The 19,883-nt window shown below is 39.5% G+C and carries 22 protein-coding genes, 1 rRNA gene and 3 pseudogenes; 11 read left to right on the forward strand and 15 right to left on the reverse strand.

All coding sequences use genetic code 11. The features are described from left to right. Positions 1-193: 193 nt before the first annotated feature. From HMPREF0666_RS12300 to HMPREF0666_RS16145, 4 genes and pseudogenes are all read right to left on the reverse strand, one after another. Complete coding sequence (locus HMPREF0666_RS12300; RefSeq protein ID WP_009012691.1) at positions 194-2,932, reverse strand: TonB-dependent receptor; 2,739 nt, start codon at positions 2,930-2,932, stop codon at positions 194-196. Next, entirely contained in the window at positions 2,933-3,784 is an 852-nt protein-coding gene (locus HMPREF0666_RS12305) for a GLPGLI family protein (RefSeq protein WP_009012692.1), read from the reverse strand. 260 nt (positions 3,785-4,044) lie between these two features. After that, on the reverse strand, positions 4,045-4,551 hold the full coding sequence (locus HMPREF0666_RS12310) for a phosphohydrolase (protein ID WP_009012694.1): 507 nt from the start codon (positions 4,549-4,551) through the stop codon (positions 4,045-4,047). 147 nt (positions 4,552-4,698) lie between these two features. After that, positions 4,699-5,308: pseudogene (locus HMPREF0666_RS16145) on the reverse strand (IS4 family transposase); the annotation flags it as partial. Positions 5,309-5,625: 317 nt separating this feature from the next. On the opposite strand from HMPREF0666_RS16145, the gene HMPREF0666_RS12320 reads away from it, so the two are divergent. The 3 genes from HMPREF0666_RS12320 to HMPREF0666_RS12330 all read left to right on the forward strand — a co-directional run bounded on the left by HMPREF0666_RS12320 (position 5,626) and on the right by HMPREF0666_RS12330 (position 7,835). Next, the gene (locus tag HMPREF0666_RS12320; RefSeq protein ID WP_009012696.1) at positions 5,626-6,849 is read left to right on the forward strand and encodes a site-specific integrase; all 1,224 of its coding nucleotides are present in this window, start codon (positions 5,626-5,628) and stop codon (positions 6,847-6,849) included. Between the two features lie 35 nt (positions 6,850-6,884). Then, a complete protein-coding gene (locus tag HMPREF0666_RS12325) occupies positions 6,885-7,349 on the forward strand; it encodes a DUF1896 domain-containing protein (protein WP_009012697.1) in 465 nt (154 codons plus the stop codon). 138 nt (positions 7,350-7,487) lie between these two features. Then, entirely contained in the window at positions 7,488-7,835 is a 348-nt protein-coding gene (locus HMPREF0666_RS12330; protein WP_009012698.1) for a hypothetical protein, read from the forward strand. Here the strand turns inward: HMPREF0666_RS12330 and HMPREF0666_RS17670 are convergent. After that, positions 7,832-8,098: a hypothetical protein gene (locus tag HMPREF0666_RS17670; RefSeq protein ID WP_198010550.1), complete on the reverse strand. Its 267-nt coding sequence runs from the start codon at positions 8,096-8,098 to the stop codon at positions 7,832-7,834. The genes HMPREF0666_RS12330 and HMPREF0666_RS17670 overlap by 4 nt on opposite strands. A 91-nt stretch (positions 8,099-8,189) precedes the next feature. On the opposite strand from HMPREF0666_RS17670, the gene HMPREF0666_RS12340 reads away from it, so the two are divergent. From HMPREF0666_RS12340 to HMPREF0666_RS12360, 5 genes are read left to right on the forward strand one after another with little or no spacing between them, the layout of a single operon-like run. Then, positions 8,190-8,651 carry a hypothetical protein gene (locus tag HMPREF0666_RS12340; protein WP_009012699.1) on the forward strand — a complete coding sequence of 154 codons (462 nt, stop codon included), beginning with the start codon at positions 8,190-8,192 and terminating at the stop codon, positions 8,649-8,651. 5 nt (positions 8,652-8,656) lie between these two features. After that, the gene (locus HMPREF0666_RS12345; protein ID WP_006256421.1) at positions 8,657-9,076 is read left to right on the forward strand and encodes a PcfK-like family protein; all 420 of its coding nucleotides are present in this window, start codon (positions 8,657-8,659) and stop codon (positions 9,074-9,076) included. Positions 9,077-9,080: 4 nt separating this feature from the next. After that, complete coding sequence (locus HMPREF0666_RS12350) at positions 9,081-10,355, forward strand: PcfJ domain-containing protein (protein ID WP_009012700.1); 1,275 nt, start codon at positions 9,081-9,083, stop codon at positions 10,353-10,355. A 27-nt stretch (positions 10,356-10,382) separates the two neighbouring features. After that, a complete protein-coding gene (locus tag HMPREF0666_RS12355; protein ID WP_009012701.1) occupies positions 10,383-10,637 on the forward strand; it encodes a hypothetical protein in 255 nt (84 codons plus the stop codon). A gap of 4 nt (positions 10,638-10,641) precedes the next feature. Further along, positions 10,642-10,875 carry a hypothetical protein gene (locus tag HMPREF0666_RS12360; protein ID WP_042856359.1) on the forward strand — a complete coding sequence of 78 codons (234 nt, stop codon included), beginning with the start codon at positions 10,642-10,644 and terminating at the stop codon, positions 10,873-10,875. 28 nt (positions 10,876-10,903) lie between these two features. Here HMPREF0666_RS12360 and HMPREF0666_RS12365 read toward each other — a convergent pair whose 3' ends face one another. The 3 genes from HMPREF0666_RS12365 to HMPREF0666_RS12375 all read right to left on the reverse strand — a co-directional run bounded on the left by HMPREF0666_RS12365 (position 10,904) and on the right by HMPREF0666_RS12375 (position 13,328). Further along, positions 10,904-12,088, reverse strand: a complete 1,185-nt coding sequence (locus HMPREF0666_RS12365; RefSeq protein WP_042856347.1) for a hypothetical protein — start codon at positions 12,086-12,088, stop codon at positions 10,904-10,906. Between the two features lie 13 nt (positions 12,089-12,101). Next, positions 12,102-12,542 carry a hypothetical protein gene (locus HMPREF0666_RS12370; RefSeq protein WP_009012703.1) on the reverse strand — a complete coding sequence of 147 codons (441 nt, stop codon included), beginning with the start codon at positions 12,540-12,542 and terminating at the stop codon, positions 12,102-12,104. Between the two features lie 189 nt (positions 12,543-12,731). Then, positions 12,732-13,328, reverse strand: a complete 597-nt coding sequence (locus tag HMPREF0666_RS12375) for a hypothetical protein (protein ID WP_009012704.1) — start codon at positions 13,326-13,328, stop codon at positions 12,732-12,734. A 144-nt stretch (positions 13,329-13,472) separates the two neighbouring features. Between HMPREF0666_RS12375 and HMPREF0666_RS17425 the strand changes: the two are divergent. Continuing rightward, a pseudogene (locus HMPREF0666_RS17425) lies at positions 13,473-13,692 on the forward strand (IS1380 family transposase); the annotation flags it as partial. A gap of 174 nt (positions 13,693-13,866) precedes the next feature. Here the strand turns inward: HMPREF0666_RS17425 and HMPREF0666_RS12380 are convergent. Then, positions 13,867-14,493, reverse strand: coding sequence for a hypothetical protein (locus HMPREF0666_RS12380; protein WP_157600284.1), 627 nt, complete (start codon positions 14,491-14,493; stop codon positions 13,867-13,869). Positions 14,494-14,667: 174 nt separating this feature from the next. Here HMPREF0666_RS12380 and HMPREF0666_RS12385 point away from each other — a divergent pair. After that, positions 14,668-15,088: pseudogene (locus tag HMPREF0666_RS12385) on the forward strand (IS1380 family transposase); the annotation flags it as partial. A 789-nt stretch (positions 15,089-15,877) separates the two neighbouring features. Further along, positions 15,878-16,102 carry a hypothetical protein gene (locus HMPREF0666_RS18160; protein WP_232214104.1) on the forward strand — a complete coding sequence of 75 codons (225 nt, stop codon included), beginning with the start codon at positions 15,878-15,880 and terminating at the stop codon, positions 16,100-16,102. Positions 16,103-16,727: 625 nt separating this feature from the next. Here the strand turns inward: HMPREF0666_RS18160 and rrf are convergent. From rrf to traN, 6 genes are all read right to left on the reverse strand, one after another. Beyond that, positions 16,728-16,836 (reverse strand): 5S ribosomal RNA (gene rrf, locus HMPREF0666_RS12395). A gap of 8 nt (positions 16,837-16,844) precedes the next feature. After that, on the reverse strand, positions 16,845-17,195 hold the full coding sequence (locus tag HMPREF0666_RS12400) for a hypothetical protein (RefSeq protein WP_009012708.1): 351 nt from the start codon (positions 17,193-17,195) through the stop codon (positions 16,845-16,847). Positions 17,196-17,314: 119 nt separating this feature from the next. After that, the gene (locus HMPREF0666_RS12405; protein ID WP_009012709.1) at positions 17,315-17,821 is read right to left on the reverse strand and encodes a lysozyme; all 507 of its coding nucleotides are present in this window, start codon (positions 17,819-17,821) and stop codon (positions 17,315-17,317) included. Positions 17,822-17,832: 11 nt separating this feature from the next. Then, positions 17,833-18,297, reverse strand: a complete 465-nt coding sequence (locus HMPREF0666_RS12410) for a DUF3872 domain-containing protein (RefSeq protein WP_009012710.1) — start codon at positions 18,295-18,297, stop codon at positions 17,833-17,835. Between the two features lie 12 nt (positions 18,298-18,309). Beyond that, the gene (locus HMPREF0666_RS12415) at positions 18,310-18,891 is read right to left on the reverse strand and encodes a conjugal transfer protein TraO (protein ID WP_009012711.1); all 582 of its coding nucleotides are present in this window, start codon (positions 18,889-18,891) and stop codon (positions 18,310-18,312) included. 5 nt (positions 18,892-18,896) lie between these two features. Then, positions 18,897-19,847 (reverse strand): conjugative transposon protein TraN, encoded by a 951-nt coding sequence (traN, locus tag HMPREF0666_RS12420; RefSeq protein WP_009012712.1) that lies wholly within the window; start codon positions 19,845-19,847, stop codon positions 18,897-18,899. Between the last annotated feature and the right edge of the window lie 36 nt (positions 19,848-19,883).

Below are 19,883 nucleotides of genomic sequence, written 5' to 3' on the forward strand. Positions count from 1 at the left end.
TAGCATCAAGTGCTGAAAAGAAATCACTTAGTACTACTTTGAATTCTTTGTTGTCGAAATGTAATAGAAATAGCTTCCCGCTTTCCAAAGGTTGAACTCTAACGGGTAAACGGAATAATACAATTAAAGTGACTAGCTCTAACATTATTCTCCTCCCTCATACGTTTTGCAAGTGCATTGTCTTATGTCTTTTCTATAATATTTTAAATCGTATAGTTCCTACTATGTTAAGAGGTCTCAATTGTGAAGTAGATGAATATATATCAAGACCACTATAGTTAACCCTTGTGTACTGACGCTGATTGAAAAGATTATTAGCTTGCAAGTCTAATTCAACATGCTTCAATTTGTATTTAAACAACATATCTCCAAACCATGTGTGCCTGTTCTTTTCGGTCAAATTATTGTAATTACCTTCTATTGTAGTACTAAACGTAAATTGCTTAGTAACAAAGATATTGAACTTAATACGCTGAGTTGCTGTTCGAACAGTCTGTGAAGAATTATCATTACGAGCATCTATAGATGACACATTCCATGCATATCCGCTGGTAATGACAATATTAAGCCATGTAAGAGGAGTGATAGTGCCACCGCCTCCAATACTGATTGTTCGAGAATGGAAAGGATAAAGATTCTGAGCAATGAAGCGCTCACTTTTACTATAGCTATAACCTCCAAAAGCACGAATGGTTGATTGTAACCAATCAAAACCTTTGCTGCCATCAAAGCCGAAAGCATAATTATCTGTATATGTTTTTTTATCAATGGCATGTACAACACTGGTTGCACCTCGATATTCATAACCATAAATTTGATTGTCACGAGTGTGCCCATAGTTACCATTTATACGGAAAAAGGTTGCTGTAAGAGCACTGCGATACCCAACTGATGCACTCGTTGTGAAGCAACTTGTTTCTGACAAATGTTCAACATACGACCGTTGAAATGTTCGGTAGTTGTTCATTATATAGCCACTATAGATACTTCCAGGATCTCCGACATTCTTATAGTATGTTGCATTAATGTTACCACTCCAATCACGCCACTCATAGTTTGCAGTAAACGATGGTGTTACAAGCAAGCGGGTATATTTATTCTTGTTTTTAGTGATGCGGTCATCAAGAGTTTGTGTGTATAAGTTTAGAGGGCAGGTAAGGGAGAGACGCCAACCTGCCTGCTCGAATTTGTATTGTTGATTTAGCGATAATTCATAAGTGTTGTACCATAAATCATTCAATACCGACTGTGATGTGTGATTTTGACTACCATTTGCCGTCAAATTAGTAAAACCACTTAAGTCTGTCTTTATGCCATGCAAATTGGCATTAGCTAAAACCCCATAGTCTATAGAGAACAATCCTAAGTGAAAGGTAAAGTTAGTGTGGAAGTCACCAGCTATGTTGCGTGACTTCAATTCTTGATTATAATGGACTGATGTTTGTGGTAAAAGAGAATCCACATTAACGATCAATGTGTTGGGGCGCTGAGCATAGCCAACTGAGAAATGCAAATCAAGTGTACGTTTACCATAATTCTGGATTAGATTCATAGTATTACTTACTGTTAGCGAAGGACGATGGAAATGTTGATAAACTCGATTGTTTCCATAGTTGATGGGGATAGCTCCTGTTAGATTAGAGGTGAGTTGGCTTTGTACGTTATCATTATTCCATTCTCCATCTAACTTCAGTACATTGGCTATAAAACCATTTTTACCATTGCGATTGTATCTTAAGTTTGTACTAAGATTATTCATGTGTGTCACAAGTATAAGCGACTCGCTGCTTAATAGTCGTTGATTAGAACTATAAAATAGGTCAGCTTCTGAGACACCTTCTTGACGTATAGATGCATGGAGATATGACATATTCAAAGTTATTTCAGATTGTTTGCCTATTTTCTCCAAGTGGTTCATTGATATAATGTGTGACTGATTGTCAAAAGTTCGTTTCTGTGGTAATCCACTGCCAGATGGCGTAACAACTCCCAGTGGAGCGAAAGCAACAAGCCCCACATCATTGATACCAGAATAATGTGAAGTTAATTCTTGGGAAACATCATCACCTGTATTGTTTCCTTTATAGAGTGTTATATTCTGCCTGCGTTTTGCAAAGTACATACCTACAACCTCTGCCGTCCATAATGGATTTCTGCCAATAGGATTTTGTCCATCAGATAGGGAACGCATTCCAAAGCCCCATCCACCAGACTGTTGCCCTCCACCACCGAGCATTGTATTTACCGCCACAGTACCTTTAGCAGCATTTTTTAATTTCAGATTTATAGCAACATCATCGCTTGGTGTTCGTCCCTGTAGGGCTTTCACTGGTTGATGATTCTCAAGCACTTGAACCGAACCAACATCTTGTGCATTGATATTTCCTGTTGCAAGACCATAGCGACCTTGCAACAAATCCATGTCTTCAACATAAAACTTTGAGATACTTTTCCCATTGAATTTTATACTACCATTATCTGATACTTCTATACCAGGCATACGCTTTAAAACATCGCCTATAGTGCGATCGCCTTGCTGTTGATATGCACCAACAGAATAGTTAAGAGTATCACCGTTTTGTCGTATCTTCTTAGCATGAACTTCAACTTCCTTAAGTTGTAGTACTTTTTCGTTGACTCGAAAGTTTAATCGTTGTGAACGGTTAGCAACAATTTTAACTTGCTGCCCTATAGACATACCTGCTGCGGTAATTGTTAAGCTATCGGATTGTGAATTTACCTCCAAACGATAGTCACCCTTACTGTCTGTCTCTGCAAATGCCAGTACGCTACTATTCCCTTTTGACGTTACAGTAACAATGGCATCTCCAGACTTGCCCTGTGCGTCTAACACACTGCCTTCAATGACAGTTTGAGCTTGTATCTTCAAGCAAAAGATAATCAGTAGACTGAATATGGTTGTAGTTTTCATCTATTCTTTCTCTAATGGTTCGTAAGGGTGTGGCTTTGATTTTAGTTGTCCTGTTTGATAGTCGCGGGCTCCAGCTGTTTTAAGGTGATCTCGATTTGCGGCTACTTGTAATTTATAAATATGTTCACGTGTATCCTTAACAAATCCTTTATATTCACTTTTAACAATTGGGAAATTGCCAGATTTTATTTCAACAGCTTCCCATGTGTAGAGATGATCTTTATCATATATCTTTAATATTAGTCCAGGTAATCCACCGAATATCCATGGTCCGAGGCGTGTAGGAATTTTGGTAGTAAACCAAGCTTCAAAAGTTCTACCTCTCCATTGGCAAGTTGCTTTTTGACAATCATACCCCAGTATTGATAGCTGCTCATCAGAAAGCGTCCAATGTTGTTGGTACATCGGCTCAGTATAGAAAGCATTATAACGCTCCATGGCCCATGGCATCGTAGCATAGCAAGTGTATATACCATTAGCAGAGTAAATGTCAGTAAATTGATACTCGCTCCAATACTGACTGTTCCTTCCACCAGAAAAGCATATTCTCGGCATACTATTCGCATTTGGATTTTGCTTAATAAAATCATCATGTAAGGAATCGTTTAGTTCTAAGAAACGACTATAGAGCTTACTCAAACCTTTTCCTATTAGAAGCACTTGAGAATCTAAATAAGTATGTTCATCGCTAATATCATTAGCATTTAGAGCATATATAACTTTAATTGGGGCTTGCCCAATCACTGAACATTTTCCTATACCTCTACTGTTAGGGCGCATTACATGCCCTTGTTTTTCTTGTGCATGCAACGTTAATGAAAAACAAATAAAGAAAATAATGATACTTCTCATGTGTAATCTTTTATTCTTAATTAGATTTCTTATCCATGTATTTCTCTCTGAGTTCCAACTTATCTTTAAGTATTGAATCCGTCATCAAGTGTATTGCTACTTAGCATTATATTGTGTTATTTGTTTTTATTAAAATCATCATAATATATGCTATTGATACTGATACGTATTTACATTTAAGATTGCAAGGGCCAGTTACCTTAAAGATTAATTGAAACAAGTTTATCAAGTTGTTGAGAATTTGATTTGGTGTTATATATTCAGTCATGTTGCTTGTTTTCATATCTTTTTTTGCTCTTACTTAGGTAAGCAAACTCTTGCTTATATCGTTCAACACGTTCATAATCCTTCTTCACAGGGTTAGGAATTCGAGAAAGGTCCATATTGTGAGTAAGGTCGTGTATCTTTACGGCAGTTGCAAGGGCATTCTCTTTTATGCGATGAATATATGTTTCTCTGTTAGGTGCAAGATGATGATTGAGCAAATGTAAAGCATCGGCAAGTTCAAGCCTATCGGTATCAGACAAGGGAGTTCCTAATTTATCATCTAACAAGTTTAGCACTTCCTCAACGGAATAGGGAGTATCTTCACTTGCATCGTGCAGATAACCCACAACCTGCTCTTGCCATGTACTGCCCATTTGGGCAACAGCTGTAAGATGGCCAGTGAAATAATCAATCCCAGCCTTGTCCACCTGTCCTTTGTGTAACTCACGAGCTAACTCAGCAGCACATTGTACGATGTCTTCTTCCTTGTTGACTAACATAGTTAAAATTTAAGTTATATGTAATAGAATCTCTTCACTATCTATTATTCACTAAAGTTTCCCACCCTTTCAAACACTGTTTTTTCTCATTTCCCTTTGCTTGTCGTCCCCCATATTCATTGACTTTTAACACATGACTAATAGAAGTTATTCTGTCTGTCCATATACTTCATCACATTTTTCCAACGCTTCAGCCATTACAAGGATTTTGCTCAACTCTTTGTCGTTGCCACTGATCGTAGCCATAAGATGTTGGGGCGTCAATCCCAAGTGTTTCTCCTAAAATACGAAGAATGCGTTCAATACAGGCAAGAACTCGCTTTCATAACGTGAGTGCCATGAGGTCGTCCTCCATATCCGAAAAGAGTTCGCCCATGGTTTGATATTCTGTGAATCTCTTTTCCAAAGCCATGACAGTATATGTAAGGTAACACAGCGTTGCGTCAGCTATCTGACCATTAAAGTCGCAACCTTGATAACCTCCTAATCCGAGATATTGCTTAGTCTCCTTGTTCATCACCTCTATGTTCCATCTAATCTGATACACTTCAAAGGCTTTTACGAAAGACATCGTTGTATCCGTGGTGAGCAGGACGTTCCATGCGGAGTTCCTACCATACTTGATGAGGAAGATTCTTACAGGTATATCTCCTAAGTGTCCGCTGAGCTGAATATATCGACATTTATACTTACGGCAGTCCTTTCCTCGTTCGCGTTCATAGGTGGCAATGAGTTCTGCAGCATTTTTCTTCCTGCCTGGTCCACAAATAGGTTTCAAAAGGACGTCAAACAATACGTCATTTTAGCCTTCAAAACAAGGATAATCGCTGTAAAATCAAGGTTTTACAGCGATTTTTTGTTTTTTATCCATATCCGTTTGACTGCCAAACTATACCTTTTGATAGTCATCATTCGGTCATTTTCTGCTACAGAAATTGCTACACAAAAGCAGGCTCTCAAAAAAATGTAGCAATGAATGGAAAATGACTATCAAATTGACGGCATGCAAAACTTTCGTTTTCAAGAACTTATGTCGAACTTTGTAGCCAAAAAGCTACACTAAAATGATGCGTTATGAAAACAACTTTCAAGGTATCCTACTACCTACGTTCCAACTATGAGAACAAAGAAGGAAAATCACCTGTAATGCTCCGAATATATCTCGGTGGCGAAAAGGCGAATCTTGGATCCACTAAAATTTTTGTGGATAAATCCAAGTGGAGTAACAAAACCAGCAGAATGATTGGCAGAACAGCAGAAGCACTCTCCATTAATGCTTCTATAGATGCACTGACAACAACGCTGATGCAGATTTACAGGAAATATGAAACATCAGAGGAACTTTCCATAGACCTTATCAGGTCGGTATTCCTTGGTACAGACAAAGAATATACAACTTTTCTGCCAGTCTTTGACAAGTACATAGACTCCATCACACAACAAGTTGGCAAGACATTAACTAAGTGTACTTTTTATAAGTATAAGGTGGTGAGGCAGAACTTTCAGGATTTCCTACAAGCAAAGTATCATCGCAAGGATATTGGACTGACAGAACTGACAAGTGCCGTTGTTCAGGACTTCGAATTATACCTTACATCTGTTGTAGGTGGTGTGCATAACACAACCACCAAGAAATTGAGAAACCTGAAAACGGTCGTGAACTATGCGAGGAACAGAGGACTTATCATGCATGATCCATTTGCGAATCACAAGCTGCGCTATGAATTGGTAGATCGTGGCTACCTCACAGAAGAAGAGGTACTCCGTATTATGAAGAAGCACTTTGACATAGAACGGCTGGAGTTAGTAAAGAATATTTTTATTTTTTCCTGCTTCACGGGATTAGCCTACATTGACGTATATAATCTTACCTACGATAAAATTGTTACCGTAGAAGACAGACAATGGCTTATCACCAAGAGATACAAGACAAGCGTAGATGAAAACGTCATGTTACTGGACATTCCACTTGCCATTATAAGAAAGTACTACGACATCAATAGAAAAGGGGGGAAAGTCTTTCCTATGTTGAGCAACCAGCGTATCAACTCATATTTGAAAGAAATTGCCGACCTTTGTGGCATAAAAAAGAATCTGACCTTCCACATGGCAAGGCATACTTTCGCCACTATGTCTATATCCAAAGGGGTACCAATGGAGTCTGTATCAAAGATGCTTGGACATACAAATATCAGAATAACTCAGATTTATGCACGAATAACAAACAAGAAAGTGGAACGAGACATGGAAGAACTGGCTGGAAAGCTCAGTAAGTTCAATACAGCCATGGGCATATAATATATTAATGTATAACCCTAAAATAATAGACGATTATGGAAACAAAGAAAGAACTATCTTACTTCCGATTGAAATTAGAGAACTACCTCAGTGAGCATTTCCCCGAAATGCTGGGTGATAAACCATTCATAACGGCAAGAGCCGACGAAGCTCTTACCACCTACTGCGATGCAGTGGCACAAGGCTTCTCGCATCCCGAAGCTGAGAGTATGGCAAGCGAAGTATTATATCAAGGTTTACATTTTTCCAAGTATGACACGCTTGTCTCTATCTTAGAGAATGAGTTTGAGAAAGAACTCCCTTCTCCTCTTCCAGAAAGACTAACACCAATACTTTTGAAGAATAAGGCTGTGCAAAGCGTTTTCAATAAGTATGAACTGACGGACGATTTTGGTGCAAGTCCAGAGTATGAGAAACTCTACACCGAACTGACAGGGACAATCGTTCTGATCATCGAGGTTAATGGTCTGCCAACCGTCGATAGTGAGAACATGACTTGATGTAATACCATCGGAAGCTTTTGTAGTGTCAAGAGCCAAGATAACCACTCTTCTCCACACACCAATAGTTTTACAAACACTTGGCTTTGTGTGGAAGAGTATCTTGTTATTGCTCTTGAAACTATAAAAAGCTCCGATATGAATACAATCATCATGAATCAAGACGTCCACACACCTGCCTTCATCAAGGCAGACGCATCGAACAAAACCGATAATATCAAGCAGCAGCCGACTTCTCTCAAGCAAGTCCGCCGTTTCGGTTGGACACGCTTCATCGAACTCACTATCCTGCTTTCCGTCGTTATCGGTGCCATTTGGTTTATCTCGAAGATGGTAACGCCGCAAGTCGTAACTGCCGTCTCTGTCATTGCAGGTTTTCTGATACTACGCTTTATAGTCAGGGTAATTCTAAAAGTGACAATTACGCTGCTGAGCATTCTCTTCTGGCTGGCAATTCTCTGTGCAATCCTGCTTTGCGTGCTTTAAGAAGCATAGCTCTGTAAAAACTTTCCATTTGATTTCATCAGGTGGTTATCTCGCATATTGAGATAGCCACCTTTTCTATTTTCCACTACGAGCGTTGCACTTTCGCTTCTTTTCCTATGCTCCACGATATGCGATGACAAGGAGACGGATGCTGTTCCCTTTTTATCCGCAAAGGTAGTACGGGGCTTGTGGCTTTCCCAAGGTCCTAAGCCACTTGGTTTGTCTGGAAAATCTCCACACCTACGGGTAGTATTTTCCGCCAAAACCTTGTGCAAGCCCACCCCGCTACCTCTATTTTGCTACAAAAAGGAATCAGCATACTCCGATCTTTGGACGCATAAAAAAAATGTCGCTATGGATAAGCAAAAAGGAACTCGAAGAGGGCGACCGAAGGGAAAGCCAAATACAACATCTTCGATGAACAGAAAAGGATATAACTCCTCCTCTCATTACCGCATTAACCCTACGGCTGAAAAAAGTGAGCAAGTATTGGCAATTAAGTTTGTACAATGGGACGTTCCCCCGTTGGAGAGCCTTTGTAATAGCAAAGTATATCTCCTGCGTGTGAAACTCAATCGTGGCGAGTGTATGAGCCGTGAGGAAAAGAATTGGCTATGTGAAGCAGTGAACTCTAACACCTATTTCCGTACAGCCGTTCCCCTACAAGGCTATCGCTTTGACTTCTTTGACGTGCTGAAGAAATATCTTGTCAATCAGTACGGACAATGGACAGAGTATTACGCACCCGACAGAACAAGCCTAAGAGCCTACCTGTATGGACGCATCAATCAAATAGTAGAAATCCCAAAATACTAAGCAATATGAAAGGAACAGAACATTTCACACGGACAATAGCCGAGTATCTCAATCAGCGTGCTATGACAGACCCCTTGTTTGCCCCTAACTTGATGAAACCGAACAAGAATATCGAGGAGTGCATCACCTACATTCTTAATGAAGTGCAGAAAAGCGGTTGCAACGGCTTTGATGATGATGAAATCTTCTCTATGGCTGTTCACTACTACGATGAGGACGATATAGAGGTCGGCAAGGCTATTTCTTGCCAAGTTGCCGTCAATCACATTGTAGAACTCACAGAGGAAGAAAAAGCCGAAGCAAGGCAGGAAGCCATTAAGCAATATCAGCGTGAGGAACTTGCCAAGTTACAGAGCCGTAACGCACGAGTGAAAAAGACCGAGAACATAGCAACCCAAGTACAACCATCATTATTTGATTTTTAAGCCTATGAAACCGAGAAACAAATTTGAAAAGGCAGTTTTGGAACAGAGCAAGCATCTTCGCCCAATAACCAAGACACAAGACAAGTGGGCATTTCGTGAGTGCATAGACCACTTTGCCTACCGCTTGCCAAAAGGTCGCACCACTTGTATGGATTGTGGGCATAGTTGGGTAATGGACAAACATAGAGAAACTTGCACTTGCCCTCATTGCAGGGCAAAGTTGCAGGTCAAGAAAACCTACGAACGTAAGTTGCAGCAGAAGCAGTATTTCACCATACTTACCACTTGTGGAGAGTTTCAAGTATTACGTATGTTCCTACTTGTTGTGGGTATGGAGAAAGGTTACAAAGCACAGACTTCTATAATTGAGATTGGGCAATATTGGTGGAATATGCAGGGACGAAAAACTGTGGTTGCCATACAGAGGGTATTGGGACACTATGTTGATACCTTTTCCTATTATAGTCCTATGGCGATACGCAACGATAATGAAGCCTATCAGCATATTGCCTACTCACCGATATATCCGAAGTTCAAGGTTACAGATATACTTCGCAGAAATGGTTTTAAGGATAATTTCTATGGCATCGTGCCTACTAAGTTTATTCCTGCATTACTTACAGACAGCCGAGTGGAAACATTGCTAAAGGCAGGTCGAACAGACCATTTACGATACTTTCTTGGTAACAGGAGGACTTTTGAGGAACTATGGCAGTCCTACAAGATTGCAGTCCGTAACGGCTATGAGATAGCAGACATTTCTCTTTGGAATGATTATGTAGATACACTTAGAAGATTAGGTAAGGATATTCATAATCCAAAATATTTATGTCCAACTGACCTTAAAGCCGAACACGACCGCAGACACGAGGAACTTCTCAGATTGCGTGAAAGGGAGGAAATAGAACAGAAACAAAAGAAGGCAATAGAAGATGAAAAGCGTTTCAAGGAACTCAAATCCAAGTTTTTCGGTATCTGTTTTACGGACGGCATAATCCAAGTCCACGTGTTGGAGAGCGTGCAGGAGCATTTAGAAGAAGGTGTATCAATGCACCATTGCGTATTCTCTAATGCATACTACCTCAAGGAGGACTCCCTTATCCTTTCGGCTACCATTGAAGGCAAGCGAATAGAAACCATTGAAGTATCATTACGAACTTTGGAAGTGATACAAAGTCGTGGAGTATGCAACAAGAACACAGTATACCACGAGCAGATAGTAAACCTTGTCAATGCCAATCGAGGACTTATAAGCCGAAGAATGAAAGCAACAGCATAAAGTATGAACCGTTAAATTATCAGAGATATGAAGACAGAGATTGAAAACATCATCTATAACTATACGGACGAGATACCGCATATTCTCATTAGGGTTATCAACGCAATAACCCTATCCGACAGCAAAGAGGAGTTAAGGTCAGCTATCAACAAAATAGCTGAAGAAACAGAGCTTGATAAGTTCTTTGCATACGGCTATGGCGCACATCACTTTTGGCTCAAACACCGCAGATTATCCAATGGAGAGCCAAAGGAATACAGATTATTAAAGGTTGAATTTTAAGATTATGAAGAAGAAAGTTTACAGAGTTCGGACGCAATACATCTTCGATGGAGTGTTTGATGTGGTTGCGGAGAACAAAGAAGACGCACGGCAGAAAGTCCTGCAAGATTGTGGGCTGTTCATGGGTGGAAGCATCCATAGTACTTTGTCCGATGATGAAATAAATTGGGCTTTTGACAAACATCCCAACAAACGAATAAGTAGAATAACGAAAGTGCAAAAATTTCCTTCAGAATAATAGCAAAAGAAAGTCACTGAAATTACATTTATTCGGCCTGTTGTTCAATCCATTCTTTTATAGAGATTCTCTTTTCTTTCGTTTCGACAAGTAGTTTATCTCCCTCTAAAACTGCAGTTGGGTATATATCCAAATAGGGAGCTTTCTCTATATTGTCAGGATTGTATATGCAAATTTTTCCTTTTAAAGCATGAAAGAAGCCCAATTCCCAAGGTGTCCATTTTGAGTTTTGACTTGCTTCCGTATGTATATATAGTAACGCTTTTGCTGATTTTAATCTTTCAACAATAGTGTTAGCAGTATTGACATTGGTCAATTCTCTTTTTAGCGCATTTCTATCACTAACCCAATCAACATAAACATTCACATTACTATGATTTAATACTGATTTTAGGCTTAAGAGTAACTCACTATCAAAGGAACTATGCGATAGGAATAAATCAAACTTTTTCATTTGTTCTAATTGAGAATTATAGATAGAATGAATTAAATCATCTGGAGTTTCAATAGGTGTTGGGACTATTTTGTCTCCAACTTTTTTCTTCCCTTTCCTGTTTTTACGCAAACGGACCTCTTTTACCCCAAACTTTTGCAAGGCTTGAAATGCAAAATATCGAAGATGGTAGTTTCTTTCCGATGCATTTACTTTATGAAGAAACTTTATGGTTACAGGACTTTTATACTTAGAGGCTTCAACTAATACAGCATACCGAGTATCAACATCAATCGGATTAGTTCGTTTACAATGAAAGTAAGTTTGGATGTAATAATTGGAATAAGTGGGAGTTACTTTCTGTGTGTATTTTAAGTTTGCCTCTAATCTTGCCTCTCTCTCCTCTCTTTTTATTGTACATTTTTCAATCAGAGAATTTCTGAATTTTTCTCTCTCTTCAGCATACAAGATAAGCTTTTGATGCAGTCCTTTATTCTTAATTATTGGTGCAGATACTTTTTTGATGTACACCACAGGAGAAGGAAAGAAATATCGTTTGGGAAAGCCCTTCTTTTTCAAGCCATCATCCATTCTTCGATATTCCTGAGCCTTAGCACAGACATCATCCCATAAATACGAATATAAGAGCTTAAATTCGGATAAAAACTCTTCATCAGTAAACCCTTTAGGCATTATGCTTAAAACATTACGAATTGGTTTCCTGAGTGTTTTTTGAAAACGAATTAATTCTGCATTATATTTTCTTTTCGTTCGTCCCACTATTACCCACCAATTATGCACCAAAGAATAAAACGACTATAGCCACTATCAAATAAAATGGGGTTGTAGAAACAGACATCATTGCTTTAATTGTATTGCAAATTTGGTCGCATTTATCTTTGAGTTCCTCCACCTTGTATAAGTTCTCTATATAATCACCATTATTGCAAATTCTTTCCAAAAAGGATTTTTGAGATGAGATACACAATCGTTCTAACCCTAAGTAGTAACAATCAAGTAGATAAAACAGACCTATAGGAATAAGACAAATCCACGCATTTGGTATTTGCATATTCTTATCTACAAGAAGAACCAACATTGCTGCAACAAGAGTAACTGTCCAATTCTTGCAGTTTGCACTATTTCCCGCCATTCTATTGATGATCCCTTGAAGCATTGATATGTGAGATTGTACCGCAGGGCTTTCCAAAATCTCTAACTTTTTATTATCCATTTCGTTGTATTGTTGAGTTATATAAAATATCCAATGCAAGATATTTAGAATTCTGAGAACCTATATTCCAAACCTCCATCCATTGTTTTAGATGATTTGCACAAATAACTGTAAGATGGTCAATTGGCAAGTCGTATCGAACGTTAAGAGTTCCACCTTCAGCAAATGCTCTTTGAGATTCCATAAGTGCTACACCTCTGTGCTCTTTAAGTTCTTTTTTCTAATAAGCCTGGACATCGCAATCTCTGAATAAATCCAAGGTGATTCTGTCTGGTTTATGATTGTGTTAGGTGTAATTGAGTTGGGAGTATTCAGGAAAAACAAACACTCTGTATTGTCTATCATTTGAGTGAGCGCCACAGAAAGCATCATATGGATATGACTCGTAGAGTAATTACGCTTTTGATAATTGTATGTATTGGTTTCTTTTTGATAACAATACTCTTTATCTATCATTTTTAGCAGCTCATTAGCATATCCCCAAACGCATGAATCAATAAATGCGGTTAATCCAAAAGTCTCTTTTAGCCATCCAACGAGAGCAAGAGCAAGATTAATGTCTTTATGTGAGTGTGATATAAAAATATTCGCCTTTATTTGTGGAAACCAATTAGCTTTCATCATACTTCCATCAAGTGAGCCATCATTTCTTACAAAAGAGTTTATTTTCTCTTCGATACTTGTTTTTTGACTTGAGAAACTATCCGAGCCTACTTCTTTTAAACCTTCAAAATCCCATCCACGGAAGAAATTATTCCCTAATAGTAAATTGAATCCTCTGTACATAGCAATTATTCTTAATTCCGCAACACTATTATAAATTAAACTTTTTAAGTACCTGAGCAACAAAAAGGTGATCAGGATTTTGCCATGTCGGAATTTTCGCTTGTCTTAGTGTTGCAAAGAAAACAAGAGAATCCGACGATAAACATGGCGAAGATACAAATTAAATCTGAGAGACTCACTCCTTTGGGGGATTATTTTCAATCATGGAGCAATTTGACTCCACATTATCATCTGTAATCGACTCAACCTTCGCCTAAGGTGTAGATCGTTCGGTTATCAGTACAGCGAAATCATCCGTTTTCTCATGAGTATCTACTTCTGTGGCGGTTCTCATGTACCCAAGGATATCACTACTCATTTGATTACGAAATCTCTATAATATTGAACTCTGCAAAACTCTATTTGCATACCAAATACTTTAATCGATAATCAAAAAGTACATATTTGACGTGAACTCGGTGAAAACATTGTTGTTAATAATTTGGTAAATTGAATTAATTGTAATAGTCAAGACTTGTTCAAATTAATCAAACTTACGTTAGATTATAGATAAAATCCCAAATATGATAGTCAAAACCATTCCGATAATTGCTAACGGAATAGACCATTTATTCAAATTTTCAATTTTCTTCTGTTGTTCATGTCTAGTAATAATAACACTACTCAATTCGCTTAGTTTTCTATTTATAGAATTTTGGTCACCTAATTTATTAAATGCACTCAAATCATTAATTATACTTCGCTCTGTATCTGGCAAGTCTGTATAAGGATTAGTGGTTTCGTTTTCTTTAATGAAATTCGTAATTTTTTCCTTTATTTCTATTACTTTATCTTGTACTAAATCTTGTCCAACTTCTTTATTTATAAGTTTAGCAAGAATCTCCCTAAGCCATTTATTTAAGTCCTGTCTGTTTGTTAAATCTTCGGGACTCAATTTTGTTATTCCAGAATATATATTCAATAAATCAGTTGAATTTGCAATAGTATTATCTGACATACCCGTGATAAAAGTATTAATAAATATCTTTTTCCGTTCTAATTTTCGAGCTTTCAGCTTTCCTAACAAGCGAATTACAGATAATGAATACATAACAGTGAAAACAATGGTGAGGATATCCAAAAGAAGATTCTCTTTTCCTAAAATATATTCGATGATTTCATTCATTTTATCTTGAACAAGTATTAAGTTATGGTAATACATAAAATTCCTTAATTCCGCAGCATAAATTCTTGTAAGAACTCCAAGTGCCTAAGAAACAAAGTTCTCAAAACACTTGGATATGTCAGAAAATTCACCTATCTTGGTGCTGCAAACATAATAAGTAAGCAAAAAACTGACATGGCAAAGGTAGCAATTAAAAGCGAGAATATCACTTCCTTCGGTAGAATTTATCACATTATGGACATTTTTTCAAAGTTGGGCTTTGAAAAACTTACCGAATCCGTGTTGGGCAGACGCAGATGCAACGGCAAGGCATTCAGTCATGAAAGAATCCTGGGCTCCCTCTTCTTCAGTTATCTTTGTGGTGAGGATTTTCTTGAGGACATCAATGCTCTTACAGGACAGTTCAGACAGAGACCTGGTACGCTGTTACCCGGTGCCGACACCGTGGGGCGCGGACTGAAGGAACTTGCCGAAGAGAATATTGTCTATAAGAGCGAAACCTCTGGCAAGTCTTACAGTTTCAACGCAGCAGAAAAGCTGAACACCTTACTTTTACGTATGATACAGAGAATGGGGCTTATAAAGGGTTCTTCCATTAAAAGCGTGGATGTTTTTCGTATAGCTTTAAAGGAAGAACTGGAGTTGCTCATTAAATAAAACATAGCCAAGACTGTCTTGGCTACCTACTTTATTATCACCCTCCAACGCAGAAAACCTTTTCATGTAAATACTTTGAAAATCGCAGACAACATTTTGAAAAATCATGACATAATTACAGGTAAAATACCTGCAGATAAAGGCAAAAATACATATAAAAAGCAAGTTTGCAACCAACAGTAAATCAGTTAGTTATAAAGCAGTGCAAGAACAGGTGCTTAATTGGACTTCAAAAGGGCGTCAGTTAGACCTCAAAAGGGCGTTTATTGCAAGTCAATTGGGCGTCTTTTCAAAGCCAAGAGACCATGTATTGAGTTTTGATTTGCATGAAAATAGTTTACAAATATTGATTGATATGGGAATAAGTTGTTTGTAGAAGACGGAAGGACATGGTAAGTATTTGCCTTTTCTGCATTCTTATCTTGTGCTTTATCCCTTTTTGTGAGACCGTCTGTTTGGGGATAGTCATACCAGACAGGTGTATAAGCCTTTGTTCTGTTTCCAATCTACGCATTTAATGGGAGAACCTTGTAAAGGCGGGCAGCCATATTGACCTGGGCTTTGACCACCAGTTTATTCCTGCCCGCAAATTCGATGCAAAGTATTCCTACAAGCAGGATCATGGCTATTTCCCGGGCTGGGCTTCCATCGGGGGCATCATAGTCGGAGGTGAGAACCGTAACGAAAACACCAATGTGAATAACTGGAACATCTGCCCTTTTCCCTCATGGCTGAGAACATGGTTTTCATAATGGTTACCGCCATACTGAAGAACTTCTATCTCATCCGCCATATCAGCGAAAAGGTCAAGCCTTTGAAAAAGACAAGCAGACTGAAAACCTTTATCCTGCATTTCGTCAGCGTGCCAGCCAAATGGGTGCGAACAGGAAAGCGGAACGTTCTGAACCTGTATACAAACAAAGCATACTATTCTGAAGTATTCCTTGAATAGGCAGCATTTCTTTGTGGTTCTCATATTCCCCATTGATTTGGGTGGGGAATTTCATGCTTCGGCAAGACCCAAGAAGCCCCGATAATCCTCATATCAACATATAGAGCCCCAAAAAGACATCTCAACATATAAAATCGCCTCACAAGGAAAAACGCTGCGGAATTGAGGTATCTTATGAAAAAAGCGGAACAAACACGTTGCTCCGCTCCGGAAACTTAATCTGTTCCTTTTTTGTTGTTAAACAACTAATAGCAAGTCACAACAACTGTTGATATTATGCCTGCTATTGGATTTATCAAGCCAATAATCAAAGGAATCATATTATTAGATACTATAACAATCTTCTAATTGGCATCCTTGCTGTTATACAACTAATAGCACATTACAACAGCCGTAGCTATTATACCTGCTATTGGATTAAATAGTCCGACAATTAGCGGAATTATATTGCTACATACAATCATCACAGACTTGTCAGAGGACAATCCTTGTAGGGATTGACTAAGTTTTTTACTTAAATCAATCACCTACTTTCTGAAAAATACAATTTTCTTCATTTTAGATAATTCATTAAAATAAAGAGTTCTACCGTTATTGGTTTTACGTCCCGAACTCATTTAGTGGACGTTGGCAGCGACCTACTCTTCCACTTAGTGTAGTACCATTGGCGCAATAAGGCTTAACTTCTCTGTTCGGAATGGGAAGAGGTGTACACTTATGCTATAGCTACCATTTTATATTTTTATTGTTTCTTCCAACGATAACGGCGAGTATAACCGCCCTCAGTTTCAAAGAGCCGATTATCTTCTTGCAGAACACTTTTCAATATCTTACCGGCATCTTTTGCAGCCTGGTCAAAAGCATAATCATGGTCATAACCTGCATCTATATGACGAAAATAGAGGATTCCCAAAGGATAATGTTCCCAGTAATAATTATCTCCTCCTATAAAATTCCTCGCACAGAACCATTCATCATTGCGAGTTATACACCAAGAATACACTGCTCCTTGTAGAAATGCTTTAATTTTCTGCAGGTCAGTATCCGCAATTCCGTGTACCTTTCGTATTGTTATATTATCTCCTTGAAGCATAATATGTAGTTTTATAATGTTTCTGCAAAGTTACTCATTCATAGCGAGAAAGTCGAATAAAACGACAGGAAAACGCCTCTTGTGGAGCATAAAAATGTCGCAAGAGGCGTCTTTGATAATCAGAGTAAATAAAACAGGGCAAATTCCACTTGCCTCCGTTTGACCAATCCACTCAAAACTTTTCCCTTAAATTGGCAGAACGAAACATACTCCCGATAGATGTTTCTATCCCCTGCCTCTATCTTTTGCAGCAGTCGGCTTTTGGGGTGATTGCCATAACCGAGCAATCGCCCCACTCCTACATTGTAGGCAAGCAAGGTCAGCAGCAGTGCATCCTTACCATAGCCTTTGAAGTGTTCAAAGCATTTCCAAAGGTCGGCACGAAGCAGTGAGTCCGCCTGCCGTTCCGTCATATCTGCCGTAAAGTACTCTCCCCGTTGCAGCTGATGCCCATAGCCAACATACGGATAATTCTTCCAAGTATGCATACCTTCAAAGTATTTCACAACAACTACCGCACGCTCAAAAGGTGGCAAGTCTGCCAGCCGCACCCTGCGCTGGGCAAGGGTCGGCTGACAGAACAGGAAGAATACACAAAGTAGAATGAAAGAATTTATCGTTCGCATCCATTATGGTCTTAGTGGCGAGAAGATGCAGGCTTGTCCTTGTCCCTGCCCTCTTCTCGCTCGTTGTTAAAACTAAAGGTCAGCTGCTGAACCTTACCGAAACTATCCTCCACGTATACATCAATCGTCTGGCGGTCGGCTGAGAGCGAGGTGTAGTATAGGCGAAACACATCCTTTGTTAGTGGATAGCGGTCGTTCGGCTTGAAGACTGTGCCATTATCATTTCTTAGCAAGCCTTTGCCGTCAGACTGGAAATAACGTATCGTATAGCGAGTGTCGGCAAACTCACCGCCTCGTTTGAGTGTGCAGCGTATCTCAGCCGTCTGTCCCCTTATGATGTCCTTCTGAACCGGCATTGTCTCCACCGTAAACGGATAAGACTGCTGAACATCCAAATCCCTATCACAAGCAGATAGGCAAAACACGGCAAGGGACAGTACGCCCATTACCCAAATCGTATTCAATATCTTCTTCATCTTTTCTTCTACTTAAAAGTTAAACCTTAGTCCAGCAGAAACAGCCGGACGGAAACGATGCACGTCCGTTCCAAAGAGGAAACGTCCCTGCGCCTTTACAAGAAAAAGAACCCTGTCCGTTAGAAATACTTCCACTGAGCCATGCACGGCACCGCCATAGACAAAGCGGGAGCGGTCGAGCAGTGTCGCCCCATCGGGCAGCAACTTTTTGTCCTCATTCAGTTGCTCATAGCCACCCAAAGCGGATATGCCACCATAGATAAACACGTTCTTACCTCTGTCGGAGAGAACAGGGTGCATATAGCCCACCTGCAAGAGAGCATCCTTGAGTTTTACGTTATAACTTCTGTACGGCATATTCTGCTGTTCATACTCTGCCATAACAAAGGTATAATTCTCACGACCCAAATATCGGGTGAGTGATGCTCCCATGCCGAAATTGTCAGCTGCAAGGAATTTTTCACCCTTGATAAGCGGAACACTCCCTACGACTTCTATTCCCCTTTGCTTGGGTATCAGTCGCTGTGCCTGCGATGGCAGACTGAAAGTCATAGCCACCGCTGCACAAACTGATAAAATGATTTTCTTCTTCATAATGTCTACCACTTCAGTTTGAGGTTATCAATCTTCTTTGCCAGTTGCAGGTCTTCTGCCGTCACATAGAAGGTCAGCGTACGACCGCCATTTCTCTCATAGAGCGTCACTTCAAGCTGCTTGTCTTCTGCAAGAGAAAACTGCTCGAGTGCAAACACAGCGTGTTCACTACTCATGCCACGCACCTGCATTACCTGATGATAGGCACGAAGCGGCTGCAACAGCTGCTCCTGTATGGCAGTGCGCTTTGCCATCTTCTTATCTACCACCTTAAAGGTGATAAAATCCACCGAGTACGGCATATTCGTACCGTTTTCCATACGAGTGTGGAAATACAGCAAGCCGTTATGGGCGTACAAGCCACGAAGCAGGAACTTCATGCCGAACTGCTGTGCACCGATATGCTTGATGGTACGCTTGTCGTTCTGATAGATAGTCTGCATCATCAGCTTTACTAATACGGGCGACTCGTTACCGAGTTCCTTAAAGTAAATATCAGAGCGATTGCTTGGCAGGCGTCCGTCCGTTGGTGACAAGAAGTCTTTCATTTCGATGCTGAGTTTCTCTGGCTCATCAGCATACTTTACGTTGAAAGCATAGAAAGAGCCGTCCTCACAGATGACACTCATATTGGTTTCCGTTTCAAAGTCCTTCACCGAAGCCTTTACACGTAGTACATTCTCTGCATCCTCCGCCTTACCTGCAATGATGTTCTGCGAACCTAAGTCTACATAGCGTATGGCAGAAGGAAAGATAAGATGCACGGTCTTGTCAAAGGTAACGTCAAGACCATACGGCAGAACGACACGCCCTGTTGGTATGGCACGGCTCATACCTTGAAAGAGTTCGCCCGAAGTAAGCGGACGGCTCGGTGTCAGACCATCATTGTTTTCCTGTGCTGTGGCTGTTGCTCCCACCATGGCAAGCATAGCCATTGATAAAATAATTTTCTTCATTGTTCCTTTTGATTTGATGTTATTTTTTACTAATCA

This window comes from Prevotella sp. C561 (assembly GCF_000224595.1).
In the GTDB taxonomy this organism is placed as follows: Bacteria; Bacteroidota; Bacteroidia; order Bacteroidales; family Bacteroidaceae; genus Prevotella; species Prevotella jejuni.